The following is a 13,765-nucleotide window of genomic DNA, read 5'->3' as shown; positions in this document are numbered from 1 at the left end:
GCGCCCGAATCTCTTTACGAGGCACGGAGTTTCATCGCACCGAGGGTGCGGGTCGCTTCGATAACCGCGCTCAGCGGTGGCAGTGTTGTCGAGTTCTCCGGAGGCTGGATCCAGGTCCGGTAGCCGGTGCGCTCGTCGTCCGGTGAGGGAAGCACGACTTGGCTTCCCGTGCAGGCGACGGTGGCGTACAGCCGGAAGAGCTCGGCGGACACGGCGGTGCTGAGGGTGTCGGGCCGTGCGGGGCCGGTGATGAATGTCCAGCGCCTTGCGCGCGGATGGTGCACGACCGGCGCGGCGATCCGGCCTTGGGTGAGCGTGTGCTGTACCCGTTCGCCGAGCTCGGCGGGCATTGTTATCGCACCGTAGTGCGTGCCGATGTGCAGTAAAATGCGGCGCGACGTCGGATCGATTGATGCGGGCATATGAAATTCACGTCGATACTGCACACAGCGAAATTCCAGCGTCGAATCGAGAAGCGTAGTCACGCAACACTCCTAACTGTATCGAACTCGATTTGGCTCAGCGTGCTGTCCATGTGCCCAACGGCACTGTTCTGTCTTCCTCGAGTGGTGGATTTCCCTTGATCGAAATCCCTTGGGCCGCAACGGGCCTCGGGTCGAACCGCTCCGCATCGAACTGATCGGGTCGAAGTTGAACGTAAGGAATCAGCTACATAACAATATTGCATCCAATTTTGCTCGGACGCAAGCATGCGGTGTAAGTAAGTTTCGGTCGGGTACCCAGCGGAATCCGAGATTATCAGCGGGGACCGAAATTCTTTCGCGCGGTATCGGAAATACGATCTGACATTCATCGCCGATTGGTAAACGGCGAAAATTCCGCACGTCCATTGAACAATCCGGTCGCGAACAACATTGCGCGTTGTGTTCCCGGCGATCGGACCCGCCCTGCGGTCTGCTTCCGGCGCGAACGAGCGGGCCGTGGTTTCGCGTTGCCGCTGGGTGGAACCGTGGTGGCCGCCCGCGATCGCGCGTCGTTACGCTGACATGGCACCGACCTATGGGAATAGCGGCCAGGTCCGAGCTGTTCCGCAACCGGTAGAGACAACGCGACAGGGAGTCAAGGCATGTTCACAGGCATCGTCGAGGAGCTCGGCGAGATTGTCACCACCGAGCAGTTGACCGACGCCGCTCGGCTGACGATCAGGGGCAAGCTGGTGACCTCCGATGCCGGACATGGTGATTCGATCGCCGTGAACGGGGTGTGTCTGACCGTGGTCGACGTACTCGATGGCGACTCGTTCACCGTCGATGTCATGCAGGAGACGCTGAACCGCTCCAGCATCGGCGGGCTCGGCGTGGGCTCGCGGGTCAACCTGGAGCGGGCGGCCGCGCTCGACAGCAGGCTCGGTGGGCACCTCGTGCAGGGCCATGTCGACGGCACCGGCACTGTGCTCGCGCGCACACCCTCGGAAAATTGGGAGGTCGTACGGATCTCGCTGCCCGACGCGATCGCCCGCTACGTGGTGGAGAAGGGCTCGATCACCGTCGACGGCATCTCGCTGACGGTCTCGGGTCTCGGGCTTTCGGATGAACCGGCGGCCGACGGCAATCGTGACTGGTTCGAGGTTTCCCTCATCCCGACCACCCTCTCGATGACCAACCTCGGCGCCGCGACGGTCGGCACCACGGTCAATCTGGAGGTGGACGTGATCGCCAAGTACGTCGAGCGCCTCCAACAACGCGGCTGACCGGCCGCGCCGTATGTCGCCGCCGGCGACATACGGCGCACGCCGTAGTGTTAGGGACGCACCCTTTTCGAGATGGAGCACAGCAAACGTGACCAGGTTCGACACCATCGAGCGCGCAGTCGCCGATATCGCCGCCGGTAAAGCGGTCGTTGTCGTGGACGACGAGGACCGTGAGAACGAGGGCGACCTCATCTTCGCGGCGGAAAAGGCGACCCCCGAGTTGGTGGCCTTCATGATTCGCTACACCTCTGGCTACATCTGCGTGCCGCTGACCGGTGAAGACTGCGATCGGCTCGGCCTGCCCCCGATGTACGCGCTGAACCAGGACAAGCACGGCACCGCGTACACCGTGTCGGTGGACGCCCGCGAAGGCATCACCACCGGCATCTCCGGCGCGGACCGCGCGACCACCATGCGGTTGCTCGCCGCGACCGAGGCCAAGGCCGACGACTTCACCAGGCCCGGCCACGTGGTGCCGCTGCGCGCCAAGGAGGGCGGGGTGCTGCGTCGTCCCGGCCACACCGAGGCCGCTGTCGATCTGTCCCGTATGGCCGGCCTTCGCCCAGCCGGTGTGATCTGCGAGATCGTCAGCCAGAAGGACGAGGGCCACATGGCCCGCACCGAGGAACTGCGTGTCTTCGCCGACGAGCACGACCTGGCGTTGATCTCGATCGCCGACATGATCGCCTGGCGGCGCAAGCACGAGAAGCACGTGGTGCGGATCGCCGAGGCACGGATCCCCACGGCGCACGGCGAGTTCCAAGCCGTCGGCTACCAGAGCATCTACGACGAGGTCGAGCATGTCGCGCTGGTGCGCGGCGACATCACCGACGGTGAAGACGTGCTGGTGCGGGTGCATTCGGAATGCCTCACCGGTGATGTGTTCGGCTCGCTGCGCTGCGATTGCGGCCCGCAGCTCGACGCCGCGCTGGAGATGGTGGCCGCCGAGGGCCGCGGTGTGGTGCTGTACATGCGCGGGCACGAGGGCCGCGGCATCGGGCTGATGCACAAGTTGCAGGCCTATCAGCTGCAAGACTCCGGACATGACACCGTCGATGCGAACCTGGAACTCGGTTTGCCCGCGGACGCGCGCGATTACGGCACCGGCGCGCAAATTCTGGTCGACCTCGGTATCCGGTCGATGCGACTGCTCACCAACAATCCCGCGAAGCGCGTCGGCCTCGACGGCTACGGGCTGAAGATCACCGACCGGGTCCCGATGCCGTTGCGCGTCAACGCCGAGAACCTGCGGTATCTGCGGACCAAGCGGGACCGGATGGGCCACGACCTGATCGGCCTCGACGAGCTCGATCTCGGCGAGACAGCGCAGTGAGGCACGCAGTCGAGGAGATCCGGAAAGGTGGGCTTCGGTGAGTGAGCGTAGCGAACGAACAACTTCGCAGCGTGCATCGCATATGCCGGAGCCGAGCGTCAGCGAGGTGGAGGCATGAGCGGTACCGGCGTACCGAGCTTCGCGCTCGAAGATGCCAAGGAGCTCACGCTCGGCATAGTCGCGTCGCGCTGGCATACCCAGATCTGCGACACGCTGGTCGCGAACGCGGAACGGGTCGCCAAGGAAGCCGGTGTCGCGCAGGTGACCGTGGTGCGTTGCGCGGGCGCGATGGAGCTGCCGGTCGTTGCCCAGGAGCTGGCGCGTACGCATGACGCGGTTGTCGCACTCGGCGTGGTGATTCGCGGTGGCACACCACATTTCGAGTATGTCTGCGACGCGGTGACCGCCGGGTTGACCCGGGTATCGCTCGACGCGGGCAAGCCCGTCGCGAACGGTGTGCTGACCACGAATGACGAGCAGCAGGCCCTGGACAGGGCCGGGCTGCCAGGGTCCGCCGAGAACAAGGGTGAACAGGCCGCCGCGGCAGCGCTCGACGCCGCGCTGACCCTGCGCGCCCTGCGCCGGTAGGCCGATGCCAGTCGTCCGGATCTGGCGAAGGAACCCCAGCGGGACAGGCGTGCATGCCGATTCGGCTGCGGCACAAGGCGGCACACCTGAGTGGGAGCTCGAAGTTCGCCCTCGCCGTGCGGTCCGCACGGCCTGGATCGTCGCGGTGCTGCTTGCCGCTTTCTTCATCGCGGGCGGCATCTGGCTGCGCACCGGCTCGACCGGTGTGAACTTCCGAACCGCGGACCAGTTGGCGATGATGGGCATCGGCCTGCTCGGCGCCGCCGCGGTACTGCTGCTGACAAGGCCCCGCCTTCGCGCCGGTGCCCGCGGCGTCTCGGTCCGAAACATTCTCGGCGACACCGAGTTCCCATGGGAACACATCCGTGGCGTCACGTTCCAGGACAAAAAGTCCTGGGCCCGCCTCGAGCTGGTCGACGACGACTACGTCCCGCTGCTCGCCATCCGCTCCAATGACAAAGAGCACGCGGCCCACGCCCTGGACCGCCTCCGCGAACTCGGTTCGAAATACACCGCGCCGCCCGCCGAATAACAGTGCGTCACCGATGGTGTTGCTGGGGTCATGTTCCCTACGCTGAGGGCGTTGGAAGGCGATGCCACCGAAATCTGGTGTCCGAGTTGGGGTGTACCGCAACTCGGACACCAGTGATCAGTGTGTGTCGCCGAGGACGGCTCCCTCGCGGCGCGGGTCGGCGCCGCCGATCCAGCCGCTTGTTCCATCGCGCTGCAAGGCGCTGAGGCCGCTGGTCTGGGGTGCCACCGACACCTTGTGGCCGAGTTCGCGCAGGCGCAGCACCAACGGGTCGTGGTCGCCGTTGTCGGAGGCGTTGATGGCAGGGTGTTCGCCGCCGATTCCGGTCTCCGGGGTGTTGGCCGCGCCGAAGTCGACACCGGATACCGCCTGCTGTGGGTCGAGGCCCCAATCCAGCACGCCGATGAGGGACTTCAGCACGTACTGGATGATCACCGAACCACCTGGGGAGCCGACCACCTGGGTGAGGTCGCCGCGGGCGCCGTCGGCGGCACGGTCGAAGACCAGTGTGGGGCTCATCGAACTACGCGGACGCTTGTTCGGCTGCACACGGTTGGCCACCGGCGCGCCGTCGGTGCCGAGCGGATCGGCGGAGAAGTCGGTGAGCTGATTATTGAGTACGAGTCCGTCGACCAGATGGAAAGAGCCGAACGCGGATTCCACCGTTGTCGTCATCGAGGCGGCGTTGCCGTACTTGTCGACCACCGAGATGTGGCTGGTGCCGTGCTCGGGCGGCTGCGGGCCGACCCCGACCGGGACAGGGCCGAAATCGCCCGGCTGTGCGGTACCCATGCTGTGACCGGGATTGATCAGCGACGAGCGCTGCTTCAGATAGTCCTTGTTCAGCAGTGTCTGCGGCGAATTACCCGGCAGTGGAATGAAATCCGTGTCGGCTACATACTTGTTGCGGTCGGCGTAGGCCAGGCGCTCCGCCTCGGAGATGATGTGCACCGCCTCGGCCTTCGGCTTGCCGCCGTTGTGGTCGATATTGTCCGGCCGCAGCGCCGCAAGGTCGAAGTTCTCCAGAATGCCGAGCGTGGCGGCGACGGCGATACCACCGGAGGACGGGGCGGGCATGCCGCAGATCTCGTGGGAGCGGTAGCCGGTGCACAGTGCCGACCGCTTCTTGGGCTGATAGCCCGCCAGGTCGCTCGCGGTGATCAGGCTCGGGGTGCGCCCACCCGACGCCGATCCGGCCGCGTCGACGATGTCGCGGGCGATGGCGCCGGTGTAAAAGGCCTGCGCGCCCTCGGAAGCGATGGCGCTCAACGTTTTCGCCATCGCCGGGTTGGCCAGGTTGGTACCGGCGGGTTTGCCGGTGCCGTCGGGGTTGAGGAAGTAGGCCTTCGCGGCCTCGTCGCGCGCGAGATCCTTGGCCGAATCGGCGATCTGCCCTGCCAGGCGTGGGCTGATCGAGAAGCCTTGATCGGCCAGTGATGTCGCGGGATCGAACAGCTCACGCCAGCCGGTCTTGCCGTGTTCCTGGTGCGCGAGTTCCAGCATGCGCAGCACACCGGGGACGCCGATGGAGCGGCCGCTGGCGCGGGTGTTCGGCTTGGGTTCGCTCCGGTCGGTGTCGCTGACCCAGCGCAGGTAGTTCTCGGTCGCGCCGGCGGGTGCGATCTCGCGCCCGTCATACGCGTCGACCGATTTAGTCGCCGCGTCGTAGTAGAGCATGAACGAGCCGCCACCGAGTCCGGATGCCTGGGGTTCCACCAGGCCGAGCACTGTTTGCGCGGTGATCAGCGCGTCGGCCGCGGTGCCGCCGTTGTTCAGTATCTTGCACGCGGCATCGGTGGCGAGTGGATTGGCCGTCGCGACGGCGTACGAACTGGTCCGCACAGCCGTCATATTGCTGCGATATCCGGACGCGATCTCAGGGTTGGTGCTGATGTTCTGCGAGGTGGGTGCCCCAGCCGTGCCGGGTGCCGCCGAGACCGGCGTGCCGTTCGGCGCACTCGCACAAGCGTCCGCCTTGTCGGTGTCGGACGAACAACCTGTCATCAATCCCACCGTGAGGACAAGGGCCGCACCGGCCCCGGTCCAGATGTGTCGCACGCGCATCCACGGACTGTATCGCCCTGTCGCCGGCCCGTAACCGGGTTTTCCCCCGGCACTGGGAAGGCAACGACGGTCGGTAGGCTGGCTCGGTGACGGTATCGGCGGTGCTCTTCGACTTTTCCGGGACGCTGTTTCGGCTGGAGGATGACCAATCCTGGGCCGATGATCTGATCGGCGAGGACGGGCAGCCGTTCGACGTGCGCGAAACGGCCGAGATCATGCGGCGGATGACGGCGCCGGTGGAGCAGTATGTGCAATTCGATGCCGAAGGCCAGATTGCCTGGGAGCGAAGGGATCTGGATCCACAACTGCATCGGAAGGCCTATGCCGAGGTACTGCGGCAATCCGGGGTGCCGACGGTGCGGCAATCGGAGCGCTTGTATCGCAGACTTATCGACCCGATGGCATGGACCCCGTATCCCGATACCGAGGATGTTCTGACATCACTCTCGGCGCAGCGCATTCCGGTCGGCGTGATCAGCAATATCGCTTTCGACGTGCGCCCCGCCTTCTCCGCACGCGGCTGGGACCGGTTGGTCGAGAGCTTCGCGCTGTCCTTCGAGATCGGCGCGATAAAGCCGGATCCACGAATCTTCCGAGTCGCGCTCGAGCAGCTCGGTGTCCGCGCCGATGCGGCGCTGATGGTTGGTGACAGCGCGGAGGCCGACGGCGGCGCGACCGCCCTCGGATGCCGCTTCGCCCTCGTCGACGCTCTCCCGACAGCCGAACGTCCTGACGCGTTGCTGCGAGTTCTGCAGCAGTACGAACTCGGCTGATCACCCGATCGAGCGTGGTCATCGACGCCTGTGCGGCGGGCGATAGCGGGCGTGAATCACTGTGTCCTGCATCACAGTGATACTGATCGCATCGTCTGGGTCACCGTGCCGAATTACCGTGCGAAGGGCGTGCCCGTAGGGGGTCTCGCAGGCTTCATCGGTGAATGGAGGAGCGCCGTGTACGCGGACTCTTCTGCGGAGAATCATGCCATTGCGGTAGCGATCCGAATGCTGGGCAGTATGCCGGCGCAGGTTCGTGAGGCCCGTGAAGCCGCTTGGGGCATAGCCGGATTCGGTATTGCCTATCCGGCCGTAATGGGATTGTTCATCGACGCCGATGCGGCAAAGGCCGCGTCGACTCAGTTTTGCTGCAGCTGGATACTGGGACTTGTCGCCTTCGGATTCGCGGGCCGTAGGGACCGGGCGTCCACACTCGCTATCGCATTGGCATTCCTGCAGGCCGTGGTCTGCGTGCGAGCCCGCGACGACGCGATTCCGGTCGTGCTCTGGATTGTCGCTGTTGTCTACTCCATCGGCGTCTGTGCCGCCATCGCTTGTTTGCTTCGACGTCCTGCGGCGAAAGCGTGGTTCGCTGTGGGTATCTCACCACCGATGTGATCTTCGAATTCGAGCTTCGTCGCGGGATCGGCGAAGCCGTTCCGGGCTGGCCGAATGTCGCATGGGTCACATTACGTGACGGGATATGCGCGGTTGTGGGCCTCGTCATAAGCGTACTTACTCGATTGTTAGCAGACCGATCGTTCCGATAGCGTCCGATTTGCACGTCTGTGGGGGCGTGGCGGAAAGCTCAACGAGGAGTGGTCGTGGTTTCGAATGTTGCTGTCGTGGACGAGGTAAAAGTCGTTCCGGCAGTCGGGGATTTGTCGAAGGTCCGCCGAATGGTCGATGCCAGCACCACGGTCCGCCAATTCTTCCGATTCGCCGTCGTCACATCGAACATGCCCGATGCGGTGCGCAGAGTGCGGCTCGCGGCATGGTTCCTGGTTGCTTTCACTCTCGGACACTTCCTGCTCGGTCTGCTCGACAATGTCGAATCGGCGAGCGCCAGTTCCGCTGAGTTCTTTGCCAGCTGGGTGCTTGCCGCCAACGTCTTGATCTTCGGGCTCAGGGAACTGTGGGTCTGGGTCACCGCCGTGATGCTGGCGAGCGTGCAGATCTTCATCGGAATCTTCACGCTGCTGACCGGGCTGCCGTCTCAGGTGGGCGCGCTCTCGGTGCTTGCGGTCATCCTCGGCGCCGCCGCGATCCTCGCGCTGCTGTTTCGTTCGGCCTCGACCGGATGGTTCTTCCGCAAAGCGGCCTGATCCTGGCCCCGATCGGGCTGTCGGACCCGCTCGATAGGCTTGACGGGTGGCAGATCCAGCGACGTACCGGCCCGCGCCCGGCACGATTCCCGTCGAACCCGGTGTGTACAAGTTCCGGGACTCCTACGGGCGGGTCATCTACGTCGGCAAGGCCAAGAGCCTGCGCAGCAGGCTGAACTCGTACTTCGCTGATGTCGCTTCGCTGCACCCGCGGACGAGGCAGATGGTCACCACCGCCGCGAGTGTGGAGTGGACCGTCGTTTCGACCGAGGTCGAGGCGCTGCAACTGGAATACAACTGGATCAAGGAATTCGATCCGCGCTTCAACGTCCGCTATCGCGACGACAAGTCGTACCCGGTGCTGGCGGTGACGCTGAACGAGGAGTATCCGCGGCTGTTCGTCTACCGCGGCGCGCGCCGCAAGGGCGTCCGGTACTTCGGCCCGTACGCACACGCGTGGGCGATCCGGGAGACGCTCGATCTGCTGCTGCGGGTGTTCCCGGCGCGCACCTGCTCCAACGGGGTCTTCAAGCGGCACAGTCAGATCGGACGCCCGTGCCTGCTCGGTTACATCGACAAGTGCGCCGCGCCGTGCATCGGCAGGGTCAGCGCCGAGGAGCACCGCGACATCGTCGAGGACTTCTGCGACTTCCTCGCCGGACGCACCGACCGCATGGTGCGTCAACTGGAACGCCGGATGCTCGACGCCGCCGATGATCTCGACTTCGAGAACGCGGCCAGATTGCGCGACGACGTCCAGGCGCTGCGCAGGGCATTGGAGAAGCAGGCCGTGGTGCTCGGCACAGGCACCGACGCCGACGTGATCGCCTTCGCCACCGACGAATTGGAGGCGGCGGTACAGATCTTCCACGTCCGCGACGGCCGGGTCCGCGGCCAGCGCGGCTGGGTGGTCGACAAGTCCGGCGATGCCATCGACGCACCGGAGGCCGGCGGCGAAATGGCGGCCCTTGTCGAGCAATTCCTCACCCAGTTCTACGGCGAGCAGGTCGCGCAGGTCGAGGGCGAGGCCGAGCAGCCTGCGAATGTGGTGCCGCGCGAGGTGCTCGTCCCCGAGCTACCCGCCGACGCCGAGCAGATCCAGGAATGGCTGAGCAGCCTGCGCGGATCGGCGGTGCAGCTGCGGGTGCCCCAGCGTGGGGACAAGAAGGCGCTCGCCGAGACCGTGCAGCGCAACGCGATGGAGGCGCTCGCCCAGCACAAGCTCAAGCGCGCGGGCGATCTGACATCGAGATCCCAAGCACTGCAAGATATTCAAGACGCACTCGATCTCGACAGCGCGCCGCTACGAATCGAATGTGTGGATATCAGCCACGTGCAGGGTACCGATGTGGTGGCCTCCCTCGTGGTGTTCGAGGACGGTCTGCCGCGCAAGTCCGAGTACCGCCACTACGCGATCAAGGAGGCCGCGGGCGACGGCCGCTCCGACGATGTCGGCAGCATCGCCGAGGTGACCCGTCGCAGGTTCCTCCGGTTGCGCAGGGACCGAGACGCTACCGAGCGAAACGAGCTGGACGCCGCGCCTGGCACCGTGATCGTCGCGGAACACGCCGAACTGGAGATCGCGACCGCAGCCACGGTGCTCGACATCGAGGCGTCGGTGATCGACCTCGAATCCGAGGACACCGAAACCGAGCTCTCCGCGCGACCCGGCATCGATCCACGCACCGGTCGCCCCAAGAAGTTCGCCTACCCGCCCAACCTCTATGTCGTCGACGGCGGCGCGCCCCAGGTCGCCGCCGCCGCCGAGGTGCTCGATGAGCTCGGCATCACCGATGTCGCGGTGATCGGCCTCGCCAAGCGGCTGGAAGAGGTCTGGGTGCCGGGGGAGAGCGACCCGGTGATCATGCCGCGCAATAGCGAGTCGCTATATTTATTGCAGCGGGTCCGCGACGAGGCACACCGTTTCGCGATCACCTTCCACCGCAGCAAGCGTTCGCGGCGGATGACGGCCTCCGCGCTCGACTCGGTGCGTGGCCTCGGCGCGGCACGGCGGACCGCGCTTGTCACCCACTTCGGGTCGGTGGCCAAATTGAAGGAGGCGACGGTCGAGGAGATCACCGAAGTGCCGGGTATCGGCGTGGCGACTGCCAAAGCGGTGCTCGCGGCACTTCGGGAGGGGTAGTAAGTAACAGCGCCCTCGGAACCTCCGGAAGTTCCGTGCCGCCTACGTTGTGTGTCTGCGCCCGATACTCGAACCGGTGCGGGATGATCGACAGGCACCTGAAACAGATCCGGTAGGACATGACACGCGTCGAATCGAACAACAGTGCGGACAGTCCGCGGTCGACCGCTGGGCGGGTCGGCCCGTTGGATGCTGACGTGACGCCGGTCGAGGGGGGTTTGCGACAGGTGGAAGCCGTCATCGTGACTGGTCTGTCCGGCGCGGGCCGCGGCACCGCGGCACGGGTGCTGGAAGATCTCGGCTGGTATGTCGCGGACAATCTGCCGCCCGAGCTGATCGGACGGATGGTTGAGCTCGGTACTTCGGCTTCGCCGCCGATCCGCAGGCTTGCCCTGGTCATGGACGTGCGTAGCCGGTTCTTCACCGGCGATCTCTCGGTTGTCACCGAACAGTTGCAAGCGCGCGGCGTGCGGACCCGGGTACTGTTCCTCGAGGCATCCGACGATGTGCTGATCCGACGCTTCGGTTTCGCCCGCAGGCGTCATCCGTTGCAGGGTGAAAGCACCGACGGCACTCTTTCGGCGGGTATCGCCGCCGAACGTATCCGCCTTTCCACCGTGAAAACGGCGGCCGACCTCGTTATCGACACCACCGAGCTGTCCGTCCATCAACTGCATCGCAAGCTGGAAGAGGCCTACGGCGGCGGCGCGCCCGCCGCGCTGCAGGTGACCGTGCAGTCCTTCGGGTTCAAGTACGGGGTTCCACTGGACGCGGACATGGTGTTGGATGTGCGTTTTCTACCCAATCCACATTGGATACCGGAACTTCGGGAACATTCGGGACAGGAGACCGTGGTCAGCGAGTACGTGCTGTCGCGTCCCGGCGCGGACGACTACCTGCGCACTTGCCACCACCTGGTCGACCTGACGACGAATGGTTACCGCCAAGAGGGGAAGCGATACATGACGGTGGCAGTGGGCTGCACCGGAGGTAAGCACCGCAGCGTCGCGATTGCGGAAGCGCTGGGCGAATTGATGAGCGGAGAGAGCGGTGAATCCGGTCCCACCGATGTCGTGCGGATCGTGCATCGGGATCTGGGGCGCGAATGACCGGGTGGGAATCGAACCCCGCCATCGTTGCGTTGGGCGGCGGCCACGGTTTGTACGCGACGTTGACGGCCGTGCGGCGGCTGACCACGAAGATCTGCGCGGTGGTGACCGTCGCCGACGACGGCGGCTCCTCGGGCAGGCTGCGCGCCGAGCTGGGCGTACCACCACCGGGTGACTTGCGGATGGCGCTCGCCGCGCTCGCCGCCGACAGCGACGACGTGCTGACGCGGACGATTCAACATCGGTTCGGCGGTACCGGCGCACTGGCCGGGCATTCGGTCGGAAACCTCATCCTTGCCGGTCTCACCGAGGTTCTCGGCGATCCGGTCGCCGCGCTCGACGAGGTGGCGCGGATGTTGCGGGTGACCGGTAGAGTGCTCCCGATGTCGCCCATCGCGCTCGATATCGAAGCGGATGTCTCTGGGCTGGAAGCAGATCCACGGGTGAGCCGCTGTATTCGCGGACAAGTTGCCATCGCGACGACACCGGGTAAGGTGCGGCGTGTCCGGCTGATTCCGTCGGATCCGCCCGCCAGCCAGGAGGCGACCTCGGCCATCGAGCACGCGGATGTCGTTGTCCTCGGCCCTGGATCGTGGTTCACCAGCGTGATTCCGCACGTGCTGGTGCCCGAGCTGCGCGACGCGCTGGTGTACACCAGAGCCAGAAAAGTGTTGGTGCTCAACCTCGCTGCCGAGCCAGGCGAGACGGCGGGGTTCTCCGCCGAGCGGCACCTGCATGTATTGTCCCAGCACGCACCGGAATTCGTGGTCGACGAGGTACTGGTCGATTCCGGGTCCGTGCCGGAAGGTCGCGAAAGAGAACATGTGGCCAGGGCTGCCGAACAATTGCGGGCGCGAGTAACCTTCTCCGATGTCGCCGAAGCGGGAACGGACCGGCATCACCCCGGAAAGCTTGCCGCCGCACTGGATCAGCTGATCCGGCAACCTCGGCCACACATGGCAGGGCTTCGAGTCGAGGGACGTCACATGGGTCAGGATGTGCGTTCCGGGTTGGGTGGAAAGGAGCGCGTCTCGTGGCGATGACAGCCGAAGTAAAGGACGAGCTGAGCAGGCTCACGGTCTCTCAAGTGAGTTCTCGCAAGGCGGAACTGTCGGCGCTGCTGCGGTTTGCGGGCGGTCTGCACATCGTCGGCGGGCGGGTGATCGTCGAGGCCGAGGTGGACATGAGTTCCATTGCGCGCAGGTTGCGCAGGGAGATCTTCGAGCTATACGGCTACGGCTCCGATGTGCACGTGCTCGGTGCGGGTGGTCTGCGCAAGACCTCGCGCTACGTGGTGCGCGTGTCCAAGGAGGGCGAGGCGCTTGCCCGGCAGACCGGGCTGCTCGACGTGCGCGGGCGTCCGGTCCGTGGGCTACCGGCCCAGGTGGTCGGCGGTACCATCGGCGACGCCGAAGCGGCTTGGCGCGGAGCATTTCTCGCGCACGGTTCGCTCACCGAGCCGGGCCGTTCGTCGGCGCTCGAGGTCAGTTGCCCCGGTCCGGAGGCGGCGCTGGCGCTGGTCGGTGCCGCACGGCGGCTCGGCATCACGGCGAAGGCGCGTGAGGTGCGTGGCACCGATCGGGTCGTCGTGCGCGATGGCGAGGCGATCGGCGCGCTGTTGACCAGGATGGGCGCTCAGGACACCAGGCTCACCTGGGAGGAGCGCCGGATGCGCCGCGAGGTGCGTGCCACCGCGAACCGGCTGGCCAACTTCGACGACGCGAACCTGCGCCGCTCCGCTCGCGCCGCGGTTGCCGCGGCGGCCAGAGTGGAACGCGCGCTGGACATCCTCGGCGACGACGTGCCCGACCATCTCGCGGCCGCTGGCAAGCTGCGCGTCCAGCATCGTCAGGCGTCACTCGAAGAGCTCGGCCAGCTCGCCGATCCGCCGATGACGAAAGACGCTGTGGCGGGCCGTATTCGACGCCTGCTGTCGATGGCCGACCGGCGTGCCAAGGATTTGGGCATACCGGATACCGAATCGGCCGTCACCGCCGAGCTGCTCGACGACGCCTGATTCGACGCGTTACCGCACCCGCCGTTCCGGCGTACGGGGTACCGATGGACACCCGCTTTCGCGGGTTGCCGCCGGGTTCCGGCCCGCACTGGAACGGCGGGTGTGTCGTGCTGCGCCGAGTATCCCGAGCTCACAAATCCAAGGTGCGTGTCGGAGAGGTTACGGGCGGG

At 65.7% G+C, this 13,765-nt stretch carries 13 protein-coding genes; 11 read left to right on the top strand and 2 right to left on the bottom strand.

The genetic code is table 11. The features are described from left to right. Positions 1 to 14 precede the first annotated feature (14 nt). Complete coding sequence (locus tag ACLMAJ_RS21340; RefSeq protein ID WP_412015540.1) at positions 15 to 485, bottom strand: hypothetical protein; 471 nt, start codon at positions 483 to 485, stop codon at positions 15 to 17. Positions 486 to 1,087: 602 nt separating this feature from the next. Here ACLMAJ_RS21340 and ACLMAJ_RS21335 point away from each other — a divergent pair. The 4 genes from ACLMAJ_RS21335 (at position 1,088) to ACLMAJ_RS21320 (ending at position 4,164) form a co-directional block, all read left to right on the top strand. Next, the gene (locus tag ACLMAJ_RS21335) at positions 1,088 to 1,711 is read left to right on the top strand and encodes a riboflavin synthase (RefSeq protein WP_412015539.1); all 624 of its coding nucleotides are present in this window, start codon (positions 1,088 to 1,090) and stop codon (positions 1,709 to 1,711) included. A gap of 88 nt (positions 1,712 to 1,799) precedes the next feature. Next, positions 1,800 to 3,044: a bifunctional 3,4-dihydroxy-2-butanone-4-phosphate synthase/GTP cyclohydrolase II gene (locus ACLMAJ_RS21330; protein WP_412015538.1), complete on the top strand. Its 1,245-nt coding sequence runs from the start codon at positions 1,800 to 1,802 to the stop codon at positions 3,042 to 3,044. 114 nt (positions 3,045 to 3,158) lie between these two features. Continuing rightward, on the top strand, positions 3,159 to 3,632 hold the full coding sequence (gene ribH / locus ACLMAJ_RS21325; RefSeq protein WP_412015537.1) for a 6,7-dimethyl-8-ribityllumazine synthase: 474 nt from the start codon (positions 3,159 to 3,161) through the stop codon (positions 3,630 to 3,632). A gap of 4 nt (positions 3,633 to 3,636) precedes the next feature. Then, a complete protein-coding gene (locus ACLMAJ_RS21320; protein WP_412015536.1) occupies positions 3,637 to 4,164 on the top strand; it encodes a PH domain-containing protein in 528 nt (175 codons plus the stop codon). 117 nt (positions 4,165 to 4,281) lie between these two features. Here the strand turns inward: ACLMAJ_RS21320 and ACLMAJ_RS21315 are convergent, their stop codons facing one another. Then, positions 4,282 to 6,228, bottom strand: a complete 1,947-nt coding sequence (locus tag ACLMAJ_RS21315; protein WP_412015535.1) for a gamma-glutamyltransferase family protein — start codon at positions 6,226 to 6,228, stop codon at positions 4,282 to 4,284. An 86-nt stretch (positions 6,229 to 6,314) separates the two neighbouring features. Between ACLMAJ_RS21315 and ACLMAJ_RS21310 the strand changes: the two genes are divergently transcribed. The 7 genes from ACLMAJ_RS21310 (at position 6,315) to whiA (ending at position 13,595) form a co-directional block, all read left to right on the top strand. Next, on the top strand, positions 6,315 to 7,001 hold the full coding sequence (locus ACLMAJ_RS21310; protein WP_412015534.1) for an HAD family hydrolase: 687 nt from the start codon (positions 6,315 to 6,317) through the stop codon (positions 6,999 to 7,001). A gap of 240 nt (positions 7,002 to 7,241) precedes the next feature. Further along, entirely contained in the window at positions 7,242 to 7,619 is a 378-nt protein-coding gene (locus ACLMAJ_RS21305) for a hypothetical protein (RefSeq protein WP_412015533.1), read from the top strand. Between the two features lie 206 nt (positions 7,620 to 7,825). Beyond that, entirely contained in the window at positions 7,826 to 8,326 is a 501-nt protein-coding gene (locus ACLMAJ_RS21300; RefSeq protein ID WP_412015532.1) for a hypothetical protein, read from the top strand. A gap of 46 nt (positions 8,327 to 8,372) precedes the next feature. Beyond that, on the top strand, positions 8,373 to 10,469 hold the full coding sequence (gene uvrC, locus ACLMAJ_RS21295) for an excinuclease ABC subunit UvrC (RefSeq protein ID WP_412015531.1): 2,097 nt from the start codon (positions 8,373 to 8,375) through the stop codon (positions 10,467 to 10,469). A 119-nt stretch (positions 10,470 to 10,588) separates the two neighbouring features. Next, positions 10,589 to 11,578, top strand: a complete 990-nt coding sequence (rapZ, locus tag ACLMAJ_RS21290) for an RNase adapter RapZ (protein ID WP_412015530.1) — start codon at positions 10,589 to 10,591, stop codon at positions 11,576 to 11,578. Beyond that, a complete protein-coding gene (locus tag ACLMAJ_RS21285) occupies positions 11,575 to 12,621 on the top strand; it encodes a gluconeogenesis factor YvcK family protein (RefSeq protein ID WP_412015529.1) in 1,047 nt (348 codons plus the stop codon). The genes rapZ and ACLMAJ_RS21285 overlap by 4 nt, the downstream gene beginning before the upstream one ends. Continuing rightward, positions 12,612 to 13,595, top strand: a complete 984-nt coding sequence (whiA, locus tag ACLMAJ_RS21280) for a DNA-binding protein WhiA (protein ID WP_412015528.1) — start codon at positions 12,612 to 12,614, stop codon at positions 13,593 to 13,595. The genes ACLMAJ_RS21285 and whiA overlap by 10 nt, the downstream gene beginning before the upstream one ends. The last annotated feature ends 170 nt before the right edge of the window (positions 13,596 to 13,765 follow it).

Source organism: Nocardia arseniciresistens, from assembly GCF_046764875.1.
GTDB classification, from domain to species: domain Bacteria; phylum Actinomycetota; class Actinomycetes; order Mycobacteriales; family Mycobacteriaceae; genus Nocardia; species Nocardia arseniciresistens.
The sequence above is the reverse complement of the archived record's forward strand: the minus strand, read 5'-3'. Positions and strand labels throughout refer to the sequence as shown.